The 20,017-nt window shown below is 37.4% G+C and carries 16 protein-coding genes; 1 reads left to right on the plus strand and 15 read right to left on the minus strand.

Going from position 1 to position 20,017, the window contains the following annotated elements; genetic code table 11:
* Positions 1 to 99: 99 nt before the first annotated feature.
* A complete protein-coding gene (locus DKL56_RS04415) occupies positions 100 to 2,373 on the plus strand; it encodes an HAD-IC family P-type ATPase (protein ID WP_109715552.1) in 2,274 nt (757 codons plus the stop codon).
* Between the two features lie 118 nt (positions 2,374 to 2,491).
* On the opposite strand, the gene DKL56_RS04420 is transcribed toward DKL56_RS04415, so the two are convergent.
* The 15 genes from DKL56_RS04420 to nusA form a co-directional block, all read right to left on the minus strand.
* Positions 2,492 to 3,010: a GNAT family N-acetyltransferase gene (locus DKL56_RS04420; protein ID WP_109715553.1), complete on the minus strand. Its 519-nt coding sequence runs from the start codon at positions 3,008 to 3,010 to the stop codon at positions 2,492 to 2,494.
* A 308-nt stretch (positions 3,011 to 3,318) separates the two neighbouring features.
* Complete coding sequence (locus DKL56_RS04425; RefSeq protein ID WP_109715554.1) at positions 3,319 to 3,846, minus strand: adenine phosphoribosyltransferase; 528 nt, start codon at positions 3,844 to 3,846, stop codon at positions 3,319 to 3,321.
* An 89-nt stretch (positions 3,847 to 3,935) separates the two neighbouring features.
* The gene (recJ, locus tag DKL56_RS04430; protein ID WP_109716041.1) at positions 3,936 to 6,212 is read right to left on the minus strand and encodes a single-stranded-DNA-specific exonuclease RecJ; all 2,277 of its coding nucleotides are present in this window, start codon (positions 6,210 to 6,212) and stop codon (positions 3,936 to 3,938) included.
* Between the two features lie 169 nt (positions 6,213 to 6,381).
* Positions 6,382 to 8,220 carry a translation elongation factor 4 gene (gene lepA, locus DKL56_RS04435; protein ID WP_109715555.1) on the minus strand — a complete coding sequence of 613 codons (1,839 nt, stop codon included), beginning with the start codon at positions 8,218 to 8,220 and terminating at the stop codon, positions 6,382 to 6,384.
* Positions 8,221 to 8,360: 140 nt separating this feature from the next.
* Positions 8,361 to 9,500 (minus strand): molecular chaperone DnaJ, encoded by a 1,140-nt coding sequence (gene dnaJ, locus DKL56_RS04440; RefSeq protein ID WP_046307029.1) that lies wholly within the window; start codon positions 9,498 to 9,500, stop codon positions 8,361 to 8,363.
* Positions 9,501 to 9,578: 78 nt separating this feature from the next.
* Positions 9,579 to 11,429, minus strand: coding sequence for a molecular chaperone DnaK (gene dnaK / locus DKL56_RS04445; protein WP_109715556.1), 1,851 nt, complete (start codon positions 11,427 to 11,429; stop codon positions 9,579 to 9,581).
* 18 nt (positions 11,430 to 11,447) lie between these two features.
* Complete coding sequence (grpE, locus tag DKL56_RS04450) at positions 11,448 to 12,029, minus strand: nucleotide exchange factor GrpE (RefSeq protein ID WP_074425234.1); 582 nt, start codon at positions 12,027 to 12,029, stop codon at positions 11,448 to 11,450.
* Between the two features lie 12 nt (positions 12,030 to 12,041).
* On the minus strand, positions 12,042 to 13,091 hold the full coding sequence (hrcA, locus tag DKL56_RS04455; protein WP_109715557.1) for a heat-inducible transcriptional repressor HrcA: 1,050 nt from the start codon (positions 13,089 to 13,091) through the stop codon (positions 12,042 to 12,044).
* Between the two features lie 136 nt (positions 13,092 to 13,227).
* Positions 13,228 to 14,160 carry a riboflavin biosynthesis protein RibF gene (gene ribF / locus DKL56_RS04460; protein WP_109715558.1) on the minus strand — a complete coding sequence of 311 codons (933 nt, stop codon included), beginning with the start codon at positions 14,158 to 14,160 and terminating at the stop codon, positions 13,228 to 13,230.
* Positions 14,161 to 14,180: 20 nt separating this feature from the next.
* On the minus strand, positions 14,181 to 15,074 hold the full coding sequence (gene truB / locus DKL56_RS04465) for a tRNA pseudouridine(55) synthase TruB (protein ID WP_109715559.1): 894 nt from the start codon (positions 15,072 to 15,074) through the stop codon (positions 14,181 to 14,183).
* Between the two features lie 43 nt (positions 15,075 to 15,117).
* Positions 15,118 to 15,480, minus strand: a complete 363-nt coding sequence (locus DKL56_RS04470; RefSeq protein ID WP_109715560.1) for a ribosome-binding factor A — start codon at positions 15,478 to 15,480, stop codon at positions 15,118 to 15,120.
* Between the two features lie 18 nt (positions 15,481 to 15,498).
* Positions 15,499 to 18,159, minus strand: a complete 2,661-nt coding sequence (infB, locus tag DKL56_RS04475; RefSeq protein ID WP_109715561.1) for a translation initiation factor IF-2 — start codon at positions 18,157 to 18,159, stop codon at positions 15,499 to 15,501.
* A gap of 4 nt (positions 18,160 to 18,163) precedes the next feature.
* On the minus strand, positions 18,164 to 18,475 hold the full coding sequence (locus tag DKL56_RS04480) for a L7Ae/L30e/S12e/Gadd45 family ribosomal protein (protein ID WP_074425229.1): 312 nt from the start codon (positions 18,473 to 18,475) through the stop codon (positions 18,164 to 18,166).
* Positions 18,476 to 18,477: 2 nt separating this feature from the next.
* On the minus strand, positions 18,478 to 18,774 hold the full coding sequence (gene rnpM / locus DKL56_RS04485) for an RNase P modulator RnpM (protein WP_101138666.1): 297 nt from the start codon (positions 18,772 to 18,774) through the stop codon (positions 18,478 to 18,480).
* 18 nt (positions 18,775 to 18,792) lie between these two features.
* The gene (nusA, locus tag DKL56_RS04490) at positions 18,793 to 20,007 is read right to left on the minus strand and encodes a transcription termination factor NusA (RefSeq protein WP_109715562.1); all 1,215 of its coding nucleotides are present in this window, start codon (positions 20,005 to 20,007) and stop codon (positions 18,793 to 18,795) included.
* Between the last annotated feature and the right edge of the window lie 10 nt (positions 20,008 to 20,017).

The following is a 20,017-nucleotide window of genomic DNA, read 5'->3' on the forward strand; positions in this document are numbered from 1 at the left end:
TGTCGGTAAAAAACTAATATGAGCTAACCCTTTAGCTAGAAAAAAAGCCCCTTTTATGCTAATTTAGATAAGTATTTAAAAACTAAGGAAGGATAAATTATGTCTGAAAATATTAAAGGTTTAACTCAAGCCAAAGCAGATGAACTCCTTACTAAAAATGGTTTAAATGAAGTCCTCGAACCTCAATTCAACTTTTTCAAGGAATTTTTATCAAAATTATGGAATTTATCGGCATGGATTTTGGAAGCAGCATTGTTACTAGAATGCATTTTAGGCAAATGGATTCAGTCGCTCTTTGTCCTACTCATGCTATTATTTGCGGCTTGGAACGGAGCATCTAAAAAGAAACAGTCAAGACGCGTTTTAAATAATATCTCGCATAAATTAACTCCAACTGTTTCCGTAATGCGCGATGGTAAATGGCAAAATATTGATTCAAAGTACCTTGTACCTGGTGACTTAGTTAGTATTCAAGCTGGAGACGTCCTTGCAGCTGATGTGAAGCTAATCGACGGACAAATTTCTACAGATGAAAGCTCAATTACAGGTGAAGCAAAAACTGTTAGAAAGCAGGTAAAAGACACTGCTTATGCTGGAACCACGGTTGTAGAAGGTAGCGGCTTGGCAACAGTAACTGCAACTGGTGCTAATTCCCGCTCAGGCAAGACCGTTAATCTAATTAACAACTCTGCTGCTCCAGGACACTTACAACAGCTCTTAACCAAAATTATTTATTATTTGTGTATTTTAGATGGTATCTTGACCCTAGTAATAGTCATTGCTTTCTTCTTTAAGGGTGGAAAGATAAGCAATTTTATTGAAATGTTGCCTTTCTTGGCAATGATGTTTATTGCCTCTATTCCGGTTGCAATGCCCTCAACCTTTGCCCTCTCGAACTCATTTGAAGCAACTCGACTAAGTAAAGAAGGTGTCTTGACAGCTGATTTAACTGGTATTCAAGATGCTGCCAACTTAAATCTAATTTTACTTGATAAAACTGGAACTATTACTGAAAACAAGACTGCAGTTGCCAATTGGACCAATTTTAGTCAGATGACTGATAGCGAAGTTCTAGAACTAGCTGCTGCTGCAACTGACCAACGTAATAAAAAAATCATTGATTCTGCAATCGATGATTACGTTTCTAGTCTTGGCCTAAAGGTTAAAGCACCTGATGACTTTACACCGTTTACTTCAAGTACTGGTTATTCAATGGCTAATATTGATGGACATAATGTCAAATTAGGTTCTTTTAAGCAGCTGTCACTTATTGATGTATCCGCTACTGATAAAGTTAAGGACATTGATTTTGGTGCAGGCCGTTCCGTTGCCTTACTAATTGATGACAAGTTAGCCGGTGTCTTTATTTTACAAGACAAAGTTCGCTCCGACTCAAAAGCAGCTTTGGCTGAACTTAAAAAACGTGGTGTTATGCCTATTATGTTAACTGGTGACAACCAAAAAACTGCTGAGGCGGTTGCTAAAGAAGTTGGCTTAGAAGGAGAAGTAATTTCAATTCATGATTTTACTGATCAAACTGATACCAGCAAGTTAGCCGGAATCGCAGACGTTTTACCAGAAGATAAGCTAAAAATGGTTAAGTTTTTCCAGCAAAAAGGTTATATTGTCGGAATGACTGGCGATGGGGTGAACGACTCACCTGCCCTTAGACAGGCCGAAGTCGGAATTGCTGTTTCAAATGCAGCCGACGTTGCAAAACGCTCTGGTAAAATGGTTCTTTTAACGGATGGACTAACTTCAATCGTTAAAATTCTCGACGCGGGACATCGCGTATACCAACGAATGACTACTTGGTCTCTTACCAAGCTCGCAAGAACAGCTGAACTGACCATGTTACTAACTTTTGGCTACCTCTTCTTTGGTTACATTCCAATGGCTCTAAACGCAATGGTTATTTATACTATTATGAATAATATGGTAACGATGATGATTGGTACTGACCGAACTCATATTACCTACAAACCAGAAAATTGGAATATGGCTAGATTGGCAAAAATTGCTTTTTCACTAGCTTCTGGTTGGACTTTAATTGGTATCCTAGCCGTTGCCTATCTGAATACTCATGGCTGGAATCATGGGACGATTTCAACTATGGTTTACGTATATCTTGTTTTGAGTGCAATGTTCCTGATCTTAATTACAAGAACAAAACGTTACTTTTGGCAAGATTATCCTTCCAAAGCTGTCGGTTTAACTCAGTTAGGTGACATCATCCTAACAGTCATCTTAGCAATCTTGGGGATTGCAATGGATAAGATTAGCTGGACTAATCTGGCAATTACATTTTTTGTGGCACTAGTAGCTGCAATTGTCATTGACCTCTTTTACCAACCAATAATGAAGAATAGATAAGAGTAAGCAAATTTAAATACATATTTTTTAAACGCACCAAGTTAATTCGGTGCGTTTTTTATTTCTAGTAGAAAAAAGACTCCCAAATACTTGAGAGTCTTCAATCAAAATTAATTATTTACTTTTTCAATTCATAGACGTATGAGGTTTCATTTGGCCGATAAACCCCATGAAGGAGACCAACTTTGGTGAAGCCCATTTTATCTATTAAATGTTGCATTGCCTTATTATCTTCGTGTGTGTCTATTCTGACGGAATCAATTTCGTCACGATTGTCCTTAATGTCGTTAATTACAGCTTGCAAAAGTTGAGTAGCATAGCCTTTTCCAGCATGGTTCGATTTAATTGCAACACGATGAATTACTACGTAGTTATCAGTATCACATATCCACTTGCCATCTAAATGGTCATAAACATGATCTGGACCATCAACAATTGCAATAGCACCAACTGTCTCATGATCATCAGATTCAGCTAAAAAAGCCCAACCGTGTTCAATATCTTCTTCAATTTGGCCTTTTGAAGGGTAATCACCTTGCCATTGATTGACTCCACGTTCGGCTAACTGGTTAGCACCGTCTTTTAAAATAGTGATAATTTGGTCAAAATCGGCCATTGTTGCTTTTCTTAATTGCAAATTACTCTATCCCCTTTTTTGAAATACCGTACCATTATATCCACTCAAGTCTCACTTGTAAAAAAAATTGAACACTTTTTTTGGAACTTAAAATTATTTTCATTTAGGAATTATTTTTGCTGGTTAATTCTTTTTTAACAGCATTTTGACAACCTAAATTAAATGAAAAGATCATGGCATTTTCCTTGCTAGCACTTTTTCATTCAGACATATTTAGTATAGTTTGCTTTTTCACTGATGTTAAAAATCTTGCTCTAAAAAGAGTACAAAAAAAGATTGTACTTATGAAAGTGCAATCTTTTTATTTTTTAAGCACCGTGATATTGAACTAATGAAAAGACATCCAAATCAGGTAACTTTTCTCTACCATGCAAATCAGGTAATTCAATATAGAAAGCAGCGCCAACTAGTTCAGCTCCTAGGTTTTCAATTAACTGCTTGCAAGCAGTTAGTGTTCCTGCAGTCGCTAGTAAGTCGTCACAAATCACCACTTTTTGCCCTGGCTTAAGGGCATCTTTATGCATCTCTAAACTATTTGAACCGTATTCCAAATCATAAGAAGCACGTTCAACATCCCTAGGTAATTTATGCGGCTTCCTGGCTGGAACAAAGCCAATACCTAATTCAGTTGCAACTGGACAACCAACGATAAATCCTCGCGCCTCAGGGCCAACAATGACGTCAGCACCCTTATTTTTAGCATACTCAGCCAACTCATGAGTGGCCTCTCGAAATAATTTTCCATCTTGTAAAATCGGGGTAATGTCGCGAAATACAATACCTTCATTAGGGAAATTATTAACACTTGCAATGTGTTCTTTAAAATCGTTTGCCAAAAGAAGAAAAACCTCCAAAAATACAATCTTATAACTTAAGCTGTTTTACTTACTCATTCTACCATTTTTTGCACATTTGCGCATCTGTCTTAATGCTGCTTTAATTGCTTATTCACGTACATTAGCAATTGACTGCTTGGCATTTGTCGAAGTTGTTTAATAAAGCTCAACTGTGAGTTAATTCCATTATAATATTTAGAAGCAATCAGAGGTTTCTTAGCCGGATTTTTAACGCCTACAATTTTGCCTTGCTTCATTTCAACGAAATTAAGTTCAAAAAGTACCCGAAGAATGAATAGAATACTATTATAGTCTAGATTGAGAAATGGCCCTACCTGACGGTAATCTTCTGCACTTAGTCCAGGATGGGAATAAACATAGCGTAAAACACTCTCAAATGCATTATTATCTGGAATATTCTTTACAGGTAGCTGATCCATTAAAAAGCGCAAGTACAGTTGCTCAAAGTTATTGCTAAGCGCAAAATCTAACTCATTCTGATTGTGAGGAGCATCAAGTAAAACGACCACTTCTCCATCTTCATCATATTCACTGGCTAAAGTAATTTTGGTTTCATCTAGGTCGAAATTATTCATTGCTGCAAACTTGTTTTTCTTATCGAATAACAGGTAGCGGTCAGCAAAACCCATGACATATTTTTCTTGCCTTAAATCAACTACTGGAGCAGGAATAGCCAGTTTAGGTGCAGCAAAAGTCATCCCTTTCATAATGCCTTGCAGCTTAACTTGATTACGATAAGTGTTCTTGCCGAGTTGAATAAACATCTGATCAATGTACGGCAACAGAACTTTTGTCAGATATTTTTTGTTAAAGCCAACAACCTCAAGTTTTCCATTTCCTTTAGTTACCGTTACTTTAATGTGATTTTTCTCTTTGCCCATATAAAAGCAGCCACTAATTTGTGGTTGAGATATGCAGAAAATGGGTTGCGGATTTTCCGTTCCAAATGGACCGACTTGATCGATTTTATCAATTAAATCAATCGTAAGTTCTTCAAAAGGCAATTCCATATCATATGGCTTTACAATTTGCTCATGAACGCCATGATAGCTATCTTCAAATGCCTTTCTTAGCGCCTCAATTTTACTCTCTTCCATAGAAAGACCACAGGCAAAATCATGGCCACCAAACTTTAAGAATAGATCCTTTTTAAGCGGATCGAGAGCATTAAATAGGTTGAAACCTGCAATAGAGCGTCCAGATCCCTTAATAATTCCATCATCATTTTTAGTTAAAACGATTGTTGGTTTATGCACCTGCTCAGCAACCTTGTTTGCAACAAGGCCCAAAACGCCCTCATGGAATTCAGGATTATAAATTACTAGTGTCCCTTTGGATTGCCAGCCCTTTGCTTTGATTTGCTCCAAACAATTTTGATAAACCTCGACCGTTAGTTCTTTACGTTCATCGTTTAGCTTCTCAACCTGGTCTGCAATTTCTTGGGCTTCTTCTTCATCCTCACTTAGTAATAATTCTACAGCTAAGCTTGCATCAGCCAGTCTACCAACCGCATTAAGTCGTGGAGCAATATTGAAACCGATATCTGTTTCGTTGATTTGTCCAAAATTTAAGCCAGAATTTTTAATTAAAGCACGTAATCCAGGCCGCTCAGTCTGATTAAGCTGCTGGAGTCCTCTTTTTACGATGATATGACCTTCACCAGAAACTTTTACCATATCACCAATTGTTCCAATCATTGCAAGTTCTAATAGTTCCGGCATTGGATCTTGCATTAATTGCCGACAGATTGTATAAGCTACACCGGCACCACAATAGTCGTCAAAGGGATAATCTTGTCCAGGAAAATTACAATGCACAATTGCATAACTATCCGGTACATCTTCTTGAATTTTGTGGTGGTCAGTAATAATCGTATCGACCCCGTGAGACTTAGCGTAAGCTACCTCTTCAACCCCTGTTATCCCATTATCTACAGTAATAATTAAATTGGTTCCGTCTGCAACGATTTTTTCATAAGCTGCCATATTGGGACCATAACCATCACGGAAACGATTAGGAATGAAAAAATGAACATCTGCACCTAAGATAGCAAGGGTTTCCATCATAATACTGGTTGCAGTAATGCCATCAGCATCGTAGTCACCATAGATTGTTATTTTCTCTCCGTTGTCAATTGCATCATTGATTCTTGCAACTGCTTTATCCAAGTCGTGCATTAAGCTGGGATCCGCTAAGTCTTCTTCTGTTGCATTAAACCAAAAATTCAGTTTTTCATCAGTGTTAATACCACGTAAAGAAAATAATTTTGCCTCAGTATTGCCAAGTTGGTATTTTTCAACTAGTTCAGGAGCTAGCTCTTCTCCTGTGCGCTGTTTCCAATCTATCATTAAATTAATTAAGCCTTTTTCTATTTACACTTATCTTTATCTGCTTGATAAAAAATACCAGATTAAAACTGCGACGCCATTATCTGATTATATTCTAAAAATACATAAGGATTAATATCCATCAGATAATAGAGTCGCAGCCTTGCTTATTTTGTTAAACAATTTATTATTTAGAGTTTAAATCGTCATCATTCATTCGTAAGACAGCCATGAAAGCATCTTGTGGTACCTCTACACGACCAACGGCTTTCATTCGTTTCTTACCACGTTTTTGCTTATCTAATAACTTAGCACGACGGTCTGGGTCACCCGTGTGAATTTTCCAGGTAACGTCTTTTCGATAAGGCTTAATTGTAGCTCGTGAAATAATTTTTGCACCAATTGCTCCTTGAATATCAACTTCAAAATTTTGCCGCGGGATCAGCTTCTTAAGCATAGAGGTCATCTGACGTGCACGATCTTGTGCCTCATCCCTATGCGCAATAAAACTCAATGCATCAATTACCTGCTTATTAAGCAAAATATCTATTTTAACTAAATCAGTTGCACGATATCCCGTAATTTCATAATCAAGTGATGCATAACCTTTAGTCGAAGATTTCAAATCGTCAAAGAAGTCATAGATTATTTCAGCAAGTGGCATATTGTAAATCACATTGACACGGTATTTATCAAGATAATCCATTGTGACAAATTCGCCACGCTTACGTTGACAAAGTTCCATTACTGGTCCGACAAAATCGTTTGGAACCATTACTTCAGCCTTAACATAAGGTTCTTGAACTTCCTTATATTCTCCTGCTGATGGCAAATCGGCTGGATTATCAATTACTTTGGTTGAACCATCATTCATAATTGCATGATAATCAACCGAAGGCGCGGTCATAATTAAATCCAAATCAAATTCTTGTTCTAACCGTTCTTGAACCACATCCATGTGTAGTAAGCCAAGAAAACCACATCTAAATCCAAATCCCAAAGCAGTTGAAGTTTCTGGTTCAAATTCCAATGCAGCATCATTTAACTGCAGCTTTTGGAGAGCTTCTTTTAAGTCGTCATATTTAGCATTGTCAACTGGATACATACCAGAGTATACCATTGGTGGTATTTGCCGATAGCCAGGAAGAGATTCTGCAGTGGGCTGTTCAGCTGAAGTAATTGTATCACCCACTCGTGTCTCTCGAACAGATTTAATATTAGCCGTTAAGTAACCAACATCACCAGCAATCAATAAATCTTTTTTAACTGGATAAGGGCTTGAGACACCAACTTCAGTAACTTCATACTCTTGATCGGTATTCATAATCTTAATCTGATCATCAGGTTTTACTGTTCCCTCTTCTATTCTAACGGAAAGAACTACGCCTCGATAATCATCATACTTTGAGTCAAAAATTAATGCTTTAAGAGGAGCATCTAAGTCACCTGACGGAGCAGGAATATCCTTTACGATCCGTTCAAGTAATTCGTCAATTCCCTGTCCAGTCTTACCAGAAACCTCGGCAGCGTCTGAAGCGTCAAGACCTAGCATTTCAGTGATCTCTTCCTTAGCCTGCTCTGGATTTGCGGAAGGTAAGTCAATTTTATTGATTACTGGCAAAATTTCCAGATCGTCATCAATTGCTAAATATGTATTAGCTAACGTCTGTGCTTGAACCCCCTGAGAAGCGTCTACAACCAGCAGTGCTCCTTCACAGGCGGCCAAAGAACGCGAAACTTCATAAGAAAAATCGACGTGTCCTGGTGTATCAATTAAGTGGAAAATATAGTCTTCACCATTTTTAGCATGATACTTAATTTCTACGGAGTTCATTTTGATGGTAATACCACGTTGACGCTCAAGTGGCATGTCATCCAGCATTTGATTTTTTAATTGTCGTTCCGAAACTGTATCAGTCAGCTCTAAAATTCGATCAGCAATTGTTGATTTTCCGTGATCAATATGTGCCACAATAGAAAAATTGCGAATGTGTTCTTGATAATCTTGTAATTTTTTAATATCCATAAATTGCACCCTTTACTCTATCTTTCCTATTATAGCAAATTCGCTAAAAGGGATAAAACTTTTAATTGCCATCTCAGCTAATCTTTTAATCCCGCTTAAACAAAAAAGCAACAAGTTATTAAACTCATTGCTTTGATAGTTTATTGTAATTTATCTTTTAAGCGTTCAAAGAAACCCTTCTCCTGTGGGGTAATTGATCCTCCACCGGCTTTGACAAATTCAACCAGTGCTTCTCTTTGCTTTTCATTAATTGACTTAGGAATCTGAACCTGAACCGTGGTTACTTGGTCACCATTACCGTTGCCACGTAAGTATGGTACACCTTCACCATGTAAAGTGAACTTCTTATTTGGCTGAGTACCAGCTGGAATCTTCAACTTCTTTTCACCATGGACGGTTTTAACGTTAATTTCATCACCCAAAGTAGCTTGTGCAAATGAAATCGGTACTGTTGTATAAATTGTGTTACCACTACGTTCAAATTCTTTTGAAGGCTTAATTCGATAACTGATGTATAGGTCCCCGTAAGGTCCACCATTTTTACCAGCTTCACCTTGACCTTCATAGCGCAATTGTTGGCCATTATCAATGCCTGCAGGAATATTAACTTCAATCGTATTCTTGCCATCAACAACACCATTACCATGACATGTCTGACATGGATGCTCAATAATTACACCACGGCCATGACACTTGTCACATGTCGTTTGTCTTCGTACAACACCAACTAAAGACTGTTGCGTAATGGTCATATAACCAGTTCCTTGACACTTGTCACATGTTGTTGGATGTGTTCCTTTTTCAGCGCCACTACCCTGACAAGTTGAACAGGTTTCGCTACGAGTATATGAAACCTGAGTCTTCTTACCAGTAATTGCATCCATAAAATCAATGGTTAAAGTATAATCTAAATCTTCGCCCCTAGTAGGTGCAGTTGGATCAACATGTTGCTGACGCGCACCATTACCAAAGATATCACCGAAAATATCGCTAAAGTCACCAAAACCACTGAAGTCACCATAGCCCTGACCTGCTCCACCGCCAAAGCCACCTTGACCATTTACACCAGCAGAACCAAATTGGTCATACTGTGCGCGCTTTTGTTGGTCATGAAGAACTTCATAAGCTTCATTAATTTTCTTATACTTTTCTTCAGCACCTGGCTCATGGTTTATATCAGGGTGATACTTTTTAGCTAATTTACGGTAAGCAGAGTTGATTTCTTTATCACTGGCATCACGACTAACACCTAGCACGTCATAATAATCTTCTTGTGCCATCTAAAAGCTCCTTACTTTACAAAAGAAAAGAACTACTATTGCGGCAGTTCTTTTCTAATTTATTTAATTATAAACCCTTTACTTGTCTGGGTCTACTTTATGAAATTCACCTTCGTCAGCAGAACCACCTGTTGAATTGCCATCTTGTGAACCAGGGTTTTGAGGACCAGCTTGGCCTTCAGCACCTTGAGCACCACCATTAGCTTGGTAAAGCTTAACAGCCAAGTCTTGAGCAACCTTAGATAATTCATCCTTCTTGGTCTTCATTTCGTCCAAGTTGTTATCTTTTTGAGCCTTCTTTAAAACTTCAAGAGCATCTTTGACTTTCTTAGTATCTTCTTCAGATACTTTATCCTTAACATCTTCCAAAGTCTTTTCAGTTGAGAAGATTAATTGGTCAACTTCGTTACGAAGATCAACTTCTTCTTTCTTCTTCTTGTCTTCTTCAGCATGCTCTTCAGCTTCTTTTTGCATCTTTTGAATTTCTTCATCAGACAAACCAGATGAACTCTTGATAGTAATCTTTTGTTCCTTACCAGTACCCATATCCTTAGCAGATACGTTAACGATACCGTTCTTGTCGATATCGAAAGTAACTTGAATTTGAGGAACACCACGAGGAGCTGCAGGAATATCTGTTAATTCAAAACGACCTAAAGTCTTGTCATCTGCAGCCATTGGACGTTCACCTTGTAAAACATGAACATCTACGGCTGGTTGATTATCAGCAGCTGTTGAGAAGATTTGACTCTTTGAAGTTGGGATAGTTGTGTTCTTTTCGATCAACTTAGTGAAGACACCACCCATGGTTTCAATACCAAGTGAAAGTGGAGTAACATCAAGTAAAACAACATCCTTAACGTCACCTGAAATGACACCACCTTGAATTGCGGCACCTAGGGCAACAGCTTCATCAGGGTTAATTGAGTGATCAGGGTCTTTGCCAGCCCATCTCTTTACAGCTTCTTGAACAGCTGGAATACGAGTTGAACCACCATTTAAGATAACTTTGTCAATGTCATTTACAGTTAAATCTGCATCCTTTAAGGCATTATCAAATGGAATCTTTGTACGGTCAACCAAATCAGCAGTTAATTCATCAAATTTAGCACGAGTTAAATCTGTTTCAAGGTGAAGTGGACCTGATTCGCCTGCTGAGATGAATGGAAGTGAGATGTGAGTTGAAGATACTCCAGATAAGTCTTTCTTAGCCTTTTCAGCAGCATCCTTTAGACGTTGCAAAGCCATCTTATCTTTAGAAAGATCAACACCATTTTCATCCTTAAAGTTTTGAACTAGCCAATCGATAATCTTGTTATCAAAGTCGTCACCACCAAGGTTAGTATCACCGTTTGTTGACAATACTTGGAAGACGCCATCACCTAATTGCAAAACTGAAACATCGAAAGTACCACCACCAAGGTCGTATACTAAAACTTTTTCATCTTCTGCATCTTTATCAAGCCCATAAGCAAGTGAAGAAGCAGTAGGTTCGTTGATGATTCTCTTAACATCTAAACCAGCAATCTTACCAGCATCCTTAGTTGCTTGACGTTGTGCATCATTGAAGTATGCAGGAACTGTAATAACAGCTTCAGTAACCTTTTCACCTAAGTAGTCTTCAGAAAACTTCTTAATGTATTGCAAAATCATTGCTGAAATTTCTTGAGGAGTATAAGCTTTATCACCAATTTTAACTTTGTAGTCAGCTTCGCCCATGTGACGCTTGATTGATGAAATTGTGTTTGGGTTGGTGATTGCTTGTCTCTTAGCAACTTCACCAACTTGAATTTCACCATCTTTAAAAGCAACAACAGATGGAGTAGTACGATTACCTTCTGGGTTAGTAATAATCTTAGGTTCTTTTCCTTCAAGAACTGCAACTGCTGAGTTAGTAGTTCCTAAGTCAATACCGATAACTTTTGACATTAATAATCATCCTTTCAATTATTGAGCAACAACAACCATTGCTGGTCTTAATGTGCGATCTTTATATAAATATCCCTTTTGTAGAACCTGAACGACATGATCTTTTTGATCATCGGATTCAGCTGCAACAGTCTGAACTGCTTGATGTAAGTTCGGATCAAACTGTGCTTTTTCAGCATCAATCTCGCTAATTCCATGATCCTTCATGGCTTTAACAAGCGCATCCAAAGTCATTTGAACACCCTTTTTAAGTTGACGCGAAGCCTCATCATCTACCTTAGTTTCCAATGCTCTTTCTAAATTATCCATCGCTGGTAAAATATCTTTAGCTAAGGATTGTGACTCATACTTAATCAATTGAGCACGTTCATTGTTGTAGCGATTTTGCATATTCTGCATTTCCGCTTGACTACGAAGGTACTTGTCTTCTAGTTCTTTTTGTTCTTCTTTTATTTTTGCTAATTCTGTTTCAAGCTTCTTCGAAGTCTCAGGTTTCTTACTTTTATCTGTAGTATTAGCCTTTGTATCAGACTTTTTTTCTTCAGCTTTAGTTTGATCTTTGTTTAGATCTTTTTCACTAGCATATTTTTCTTTACTCACGGCTAACCTCCTTTATTTGAATCTACCATAATACTCAAGTAGTTTCTTAGCAAGTTCATTTCTAAAATATTCCAAAAGACCAATTACTTGCGAATATGGCATATTGTTAGGACCAAGTAAAGCAATTACGCCTTTACCATGTGAACCAACACTATATTCCGCAGTGAGCAGGCTATAGTCCTTAAGTAAATCACTTGGCAAATCTGAACCCATACTAACACGAATTGGATACTTACCACTGTCTGAGTTCATACATTGATCAACCATATCTGAAATCAAATCATTGTGATCAATTAACTCATAAACAGAGCGTAAACTTGAGACATCATCCAAAGAAGTATTATTAAGTAAATTAATCTGACCATCAACATACATTTGCTCACTTGTAGCATCTTTAATGACGTCTTCAACCAACTCAAGTAAGTCACTTGCATGAGAATTAGCAAGCTTCTTACCCAAAGTTCGATTAAGCAAAGATGATGTAACCTCATTTAGCGTTTTGCCAATTAACTCATCGTTAATCATTCGGACTGCTTTTTCAATTTCATCACCACTGATGTTACGTGGCAAGTTATAAACTTGGTTGTGAACATCACCATCACTAGTAACTAAAATTGCCATCACTTGTCTATTAATTAAAGAGACAATTCTAAAACCAGTTATTGTGATATCATTATTTTCTGGCCCTTCTGCAAAAGCTGTGTAATTAGTCAAATCAGATAAAATCTTTGCTGCTTCTTGAACAATTTCATTAACTTGATGAAATGGTTGATCAAGTTGACTAACAATTCTCTTGTAAACAGAGGATGGTATCTTAAGTGGCTCAAGCAAGTTGTCTAAATAGTACCGATAACCGTCCATCGACGGAATTCGTCCACTTGAAAGATGTGTTTTTTCAAGAAGACCCTTATCTTCAAGCACAGCCATTTCATTTCGAATTGTCGCACTTGAGACTTTCATCGGTAACTGATTCATCACTGTTTTTGAGCCAACAGGATCATGCGTCTGAGTAAAATCATTAATAATTGTTTTTAAAATTAATTCTTGACGTTCGGTCAACATAAATATCGCCCTCACTTTTAGCACTCATACTTTTTTGGTGCTAACAATTATTATGATACTAGCTTTTAGCAGAATGTCAAGCTGAGTGCTAATTTTTCCGCAATTAATTTTAACTTGAATTACTGTTTAACTAAAATTAACTTTGCTGAGCAAAATAAGCCTTAATTTCGGTCTCGTCTGCTTCCATTTGTTTCTTTAAATCATCCAAATTAGCAAATTTAATTTCACCACGTGTATACTTGTACCATTTAATAGTCATTTTTTTGCCATAGGCCTCTTCATCAAAGCCAAATAAATTTGATTCAATTAAAACTTTTTTTCCATCGCCGATAGTTACATTGTATCCAACACTAGTCATTGAATCATACCAATGCCCATCAATCTTTGTTTTTGTGGCATAAACACCAATTTTTGGAATAACCTTATTATCTTGCCAAACCAAATTAGCAGTTGGAAAACCGAGCTTATGCCCGTTGCGCAAACCATGACCAATTTTTCCAGACATCATATATGGAAAGCCAAGAAGTTCATTAGCTAGTTCCATGTCACCATTAACAATGGCTTTTTTTATTTCAGTAGAACCAATTTTTTGTCCACCATATGACTGCTGTGGCACATTGACGATATCGAATCTGCCTTTAGCAAACTTAGAAAAATTTTCCATATTTGCTACGTCTTTTGGACCATATGTATAATCAAATCCGGCTACGGCTGTATCTGTTTCAAGTTTTACAATAATTTCATCAACAAACTGTTGAGCACTTAACTTACAAAAAGCATCACTAAAGTGCATTACCAAAAGATAATCGACATTCAATTTTTCCATTTTGTATGCTTTTTCGTCTAAGCTATCGATATAGCTAACATCTGCTTTTTGATAAACTGACTTGGGATGACGGTCAAATGTCATCACTGCAAGAGGAAGCTTTTTCTCAGTTGCTTTTTCTCTAGCAGTTCTAATTAAATGTTGATGACCACGATGTACGCCATCAAAAAAGCCCAAAGCAAGCACAATCTTAGTAGGGAAAATATTCTCCTTAATTGGATAAGTTAAATGGATAATTTGCACAATAAAGCCTTCATTTCATCTTATTGGTTTTGTAATAGCATTAAAAACGGATGATACATATGGTCATCCTTTTCGTATATTGCTTTAATGCTATTATTGTACCTTAACGCAACTTTTTTTGCATTCGTTTTCAAAACTATTGCATTACCATTTTTCACCTTAAGCCATTGCGGATCATTCAAGTTGATACTTTCATAATCCTTGAAAAAGGCATCAATTGGTTGAATAAAATCGGCAATCTTTTCCGGTGCATTAATTACTTCATCCAATTTAACTGCTTGGCTCAAATCAAAACCTGAACTAGCAGTTCTTCTCAATGATTCCATAACTGCAGGAACATTCAATTCAGTTTTAAGATCGTTGACCAGAGACCTGACATATGTGCCCTTACTACATTCAATCTGAAAGTCAAAACTTTCCTCACCTTTTTCCTTATCAAAGGTTGGATCATTTTTAATATCATATTGATAAACTTGCACCTGCCGCCTTGGTCGCTCTACTTCAATACCAGCACGGGCATATTCATATAAATGCTTACCATTAACGCGAACAGCAGAATAAATTGGCGGAACCTGTTCAATTTCTCCCACAAAGCTTTGCATTGCTTGTTGGATAGCTTCCTTTGAAATTGGGGCTGTGATTTTTTCACTTTCTAAAACTGTCCCACTTACATCATAACTATCAGTCGCATAACCAATAATTCCTGTGCCTTCATACTTTTTATTCTGTGTGTGCATTAATTCAATTAGCTTAGTAGCTTGGCCAATTGCAATTGGCAGTACACCTGTCACATCTGGATCTAGTGTACCAGCATGACCAATTTTTCTGATATGTAATGCTTTTCGCAAATGATAGACAACATCAGCACTTGTCATGCCTTTATCTTTGTCGATTACTAAAATTCCGTTTATCATATTTTCCTATTCCATAAAAAAAGCGCTCGCAAGCGCTTCTTAATTAATTATTGCGATCCTCATCTTGCTTCTTTACTTCAGCAATCAAACGGTCAATCTTACTACCATATTTAACTGAATTATCGCGTTTAAAAATCAGCTCAGGAACTTTATAGACTGTCAACACTTGTCCTAACAGGTGTCTCATCATCCCTTTTGTTTTTTCTAAACCAGCTGCAGCTTCCTCTTCCTTTTTAACACTTTCAGAAAGAATACTGTAATAAATAGTTGCATATGATAGATCATTAGTGCATTCAACTGCTGTAATTGTAACATCACTTACACGCGGATCACGAATATTTTTCCGCAAAATTTTAGTTAATTCACGGAGGATTTCTCCTTCAACACGACCTACTCTGTGTTTCATGTTTTCCTCCTAGTTAAACTAGTTGTTAGGCTTTACCTCTTGTTGCTCAACGGCTTCAAGTTCATCGCCTACTTTAATATCATTGTAGCCTTCTATGGTTAAACCACAATCAAATCCTTGCTTAACAATTTTGGCATCATCTTTAAAGTGTTTCAGAGAAGCTACTTTACCTGAGTAAATAACCACGCCATCACGTATTAAGTTGACATCAGCATCACGAGAAACGTAACCTGAATCAACAAATGCACCGGCAATTGTACCAACCTTTGAAACCTTCCAAGTTTCACGAACAGTTAGATTACCAACAACCTTGTCTTCGTATGTTGGTTCAAGCATACCTTGCATAGCGGCCTTAACATCATCAATTGCTTTATAGATAATACTGTACAAACGAATATCAACACCATCAGCTTCGGCCTGTGATTTGGCAGTTGCCGTTGGACGAACATTGAACCCAATGATAAATGCGTTAGAAGCTCCAGCAAGTGTAACGTCTGATTCATTAACAGCACCTACACCAGCGTGAATAATATTAACGCGAACGCCTTCAACTTCAATCTTTTCAAGTGATTGTTGTAATGCTTCTGTCGAACCTTGAACATCAGCCTTCAAAACAACATCAACTTCCTTCATGTTCTCTTTCTTCATTGTATCAAACAAGTTATCAAGAGTGACATGTTGAACGTTTTCACGTGATTGTTGCAATGCCTGTTGAGCTCTTTGTTCACCAACACTACGAGCAGTCTTTTCATCTTCAAAGACAACAAGCTTATCAGCTGATTCAGGAACATCGTTCAATCCAGTGATTTCAACTGGCATTGACGGTGTTGCTTTTTCTACTTGACGACCACGGTCATTTGTCATTACACGGACACGACCAAAGCGGTTACCGACAACAATTGGATCACCTGTACGCAAAGTTCCTTGTTGAACAAGAACATCGGCTACAGGACCACGACCACGAGATAAACGTGCTTCAATTACAGTACCAATTGCCATCTGTGTGGAGTCAGCCTTTAATTCCATCATATCAGCTTGCAATAAAATCATCTGCAACAATTCATCAACATTTTCACCAGTTTTAGCAGAAATGTTAACGAAAATTGTGTCGCCACCATAATCTTCAGGAATTAAATTATATTTCATTAACTGTTCAGTAACGTGTTGTGGATTTGCACCTGGAGCATCCATCTTGTTGATGGCTACAATAATAGGAACCTTAGCACTTTTGGCATGGTCAATCGCCTCAATAGTTTGTGGCATTACACCATCATCTGCAGCAACAACTAAGATAACAATATCAGTTACTTCAGCACCACGTTCACGCATGTTTGAGAATGCAGCGTGTCCTGGGGTATCCAAGAATGTGATTGGTTGGTTATCGATTCTGACTTGATATGCACCAATCTTCTGCGTGATACCACCTGCTTCATGATCAGTAACATGAGTATGACGCAAACGGTCAAGTAAAGTTGTCTTACCATGATCAACGTGACCCATGATTGTGACAACTGGTGGACGTTTGTGTTGATGTTTCGACTCTTTAGAAGCTTCCATCCGCTTACTATAAAGGTTGTCGATATCAGCTATATCTTCATGTACCTTCTCTTCAGCATCGATACCATATTCTGCAGCAATTAATTCAATTGCATCTTTATCTAATGATTGATTTTGGTTGGTCATCACACCAAGCATGAACAATTTCTTAACAATTTCAGCAGGTTCACGGTGTAAAATTTTACCTAAGTCTTGGGCATTCATTCCTACTTCGTATACAAGAGTTTCTGGTAATGGACGCTCTTTTCTTTGCGTTGGCTGCTTTTTAGGCACTTGCTCAACCTGATGTTTTTTATTTTTATTCTTGCGCTTCTCTTGACGTTTTGAGAAACCATTGCTGTTATTGCCAAATGACTGATTTTTACCCTTACGTCCTGGTTTTCCTGCGTTGCGAGAATTATGACCGTTACCGCGTCTTTTTTCATCTTTAGCAGGTTCAGGAGCTGCAGCATTGTCAATTTTTCTAACTTGGTTAGAAGAAGTTTCTTGATTTTGCTTCAATCTGGCTGGTGATGGTTTAATGATTTTTGGACCAGTTACTGTAGACGTTGTTTTCTCCACCTTAGTTACTTTTGAAACAGTAGATTCTGTTTTTTCAGTTGATTTCTTTTCTTCTTTTGTACTATCAGGCTTATTTATATCTTTATGATATGACTCGCGCGCTTTTTCTGTCTGCTTGTTTAATGAACTTTGTTCAACTCTTTGCTTTTGTTTCAACTGTTTAAGCAAATCTTGAGCAGCTGGTTTGGTAACTTTTTGCGCGTGATTCTGATTAGTAGCTTGCTTAGAACGGTCTTGATTTTGTTGACTACGGTTATTCGCTTTACGATTATTGCTACGTCGAGGGCCATTAGTATTTTTGGCTTCTTCGTGATTCTTTTCGTTTTTACGAATTGAAGTAACAGAAATTTTGATTTTACTGCTCTTTTTATTGGCTTGCTTCTCTTGCTTTTTAGCGGGAGCGGGGTTGCTAAAACTACCCTTCAATTGATTCACCTGAGAATCTTCTAGTGATGACATATGATTTTTTACATCAAAGCCAAGGTCTTTCGCCTTTTTGACCACGTCTTTATTATCGATGCCTAAATCTTTTGCAATTTCATAAATTCTTTTCTTAGTCATCAAATCACACTCCTTTATGTATTTTTTGTATTAGTGCTTTACCAAAACCTGTATCAGTAATTCCCAATACTTTTCGGTTTTTGCCTACCGCATGTGATATTTCATCGCTGCTAAAATCATCTATTACTGTTACGTCATTTTGCTTAGCAGCTCTAGTGACTTTTTCGCAGGTGTCTGCATGACTGTCATTAGCCAAAATAACTACTTTTACTTTTTTCGACTTAAGTGAAGCAAGAACGATATCTACACCAGAAACCAGTTTTCCAGCTCGCTCACATAGTCCAAGTAAATTTAATGCTTTTGTTCTATTTTGCAAATTTATTTATCACCAAACAATTCTTTTCTTGCTTTTTGATGATCAACGTAAGAATAGAGTTCTTCGTAAAAGGACTCAGGAACCTTTGTACCTAAGCTCTTATCTAATAACCCTTTTTCTTGGGCAAATTTTATTTTGCTCGGATCTAAAGATACGTATGCACCTCTGCCTGGCTTTTTCCCAGTAGGATCAACCGAAATATTTTTTTCCTTATCAATTACGACACGGACTAATTCTTTTTTCGGTTGCATACTATTTGTTAATAGATCTTTGCGCATTGGAATTTTTCTTTTTTTCAAAAGAACTCACCCCTCGCTTTATTCTTGATCAGCCTCTTCGTCGCTATCGGCAGAGTCTTCAATTTCAACATCATCTTGATCAACAGCTTCAGCCGAAATATCTTCATCTATGCCGTCAGCAACTGAATCAACAATTTCCTCTGTTTCAACTTCAGCATTTTCTTGGTTTGCTTCAGTTGTGTTTTCATCAACAAATTCAACTTCAGATTCTGGTCTAATGTCAATTTTGTAACCAGTTAATCTTGCAGCTAATCTAACATTTTGACCTTTTTTACCAATAGCAAGTGACAATTGATAATCAGGAACGATCACAAGTGCACTCTTTTCGTCTTCTTCATTACCAAACTGAACAGCAATAACTTCTGCTGGATTTAACGCATTGGCAATAAAATCTGAAGGATCCTCTTCATATTTGACAACGTCAATATTTTCGCCGCCTAGTTCGTTAACAACGTTTTGCACACGAGCACCACGTTGACCAACACAAGTACCAACTGGATCAATATTAGGGTCGTTAGATTTTACCGCAATTTTTGTTCGATCGCCAGCCTCACGAGCTATTGAAACTATCTCAACAGTCCCATCATAAATTTCAGGAACTTCTTGTTCAAATAGACGTTTAACCATGTCTGGAGCAGTACGTGAAACCGTAATTTGTGCTCCCTTGGTGTCTGAGCCAACATGAGTTACCAAAACACGTATCTGATCTTGCGGATTATAATTTTCATTTGGCATTTGATCATTACGTGGCATAACAGCTTCGACATTACCAATTTTAACATAAACGAAGCGATTATCACGTCTTTCCACGGTACCAGTAATCAATTCATCTTCATATTGCGAATATTCATCAATAATATGATTTCTTTCCGCTTCACGTAAATGTTGCATAATAACTTGCTTAGCAGTCTGTGCGGCAATTCGACCAAAATTCTTTGGCGCAACTTCAAAGCGGATTTTATCTCCAACTTCATAAGCTTTATTAATTGTCAAAGCATCTTTTAAGCTGATTTCAAGTCGGTCATCGTGAACTTCATCGACAACTTCCTTTTCAGTCATTAACTTAAAATCACCTTTACGTTCATCAAATTCAACTACCACGTTAGTTGCTTGATTATAGTTTTTCTTATAGGCTGCAACAAGTGCTGCTTCGATAGCCTCAACAATCACATCTTGTTTTATACCTTTGGTTTTTTCTAGAGTCGCAAAGGCCTCTAGCATTTCTTTAGACATAAGTTTTTAA

This window comes from Lactobacillus apis, assembly GCF_003150935.1.
GTDB classification, from domain to species: domain Bacteria; phylum Bacillota; class Bacilli; order Lactobacillales; family Lactobacillaceae; genus Lactobacillus; species Lactobacillus apis.

What these genes read in the sequence shown, in the direction of transcription:
- dnaJ (WP_046307029.1), bottom strand. Translation starts at nt 9,500, where the DNA reads ATGGCACAAGAAGATTATTATGACGTGCTAGGTGTTAGTCGTGATGCC.
- dnaK (WP_109715556.1), bottom strand. Translation starts at nt 11,429, where the DNA reads ATGTCAAAAGTTATCGGTATTGACTTAGGAACTACTAACTCAGCAGTT.
- DKL56_RS04470 (WP_109715560.1), bottom strand. Translation starts at nt 15,480, where the DNA reads ATGAAACACAGAGTAGGTCGTGTTGAAGGAGAAATCCTCCGTGAATTA.
- DKL56_RS04415 (WP_109715552.1), top strand. Translation starts at nt 100, where the DNA reads ATGTCTGAAAATATTAAAGGTTTAACTCAAGCCAAAGCAGATGAACTC.
- hrcA (WP_109715557.1), bottom strand. Translation starts at nt 13,091, where the DNA reads ATGTTGACCGAACGTCAAGAATTAATTTTAAAAACAATTATTAATGAT.
- lepA (WP_109715555.1), bottom strand. Translation starts at nt 8,220, where the DNA reads ATGGATATTAAAAAATTACAAGATTATCAAGAACACATTCGCAATTTT.
- truB (WP_109715559.1), bottom strand. Translation starts at nt 15,074, where the DNA reads ATGATAAACGGAATTTTAGTAATCGACAAAGATAAAGGCATGACAAGT.
- infB (WP_109715561.1), bottom strand. Translation starts at nt 18,159, where the DNA reads ATGACTAAGAAAAGAATTTATGAAATTGCAAAAGATTTAGGCATCGAT.
- nusA (WP_109715562.1), bottom strand. Translation starts at nt 20,007, where the DNA reads ATGTCTAAAGAAATGCTAGAGGCCTTTGCGACTCTAGAAAAAACCAAA.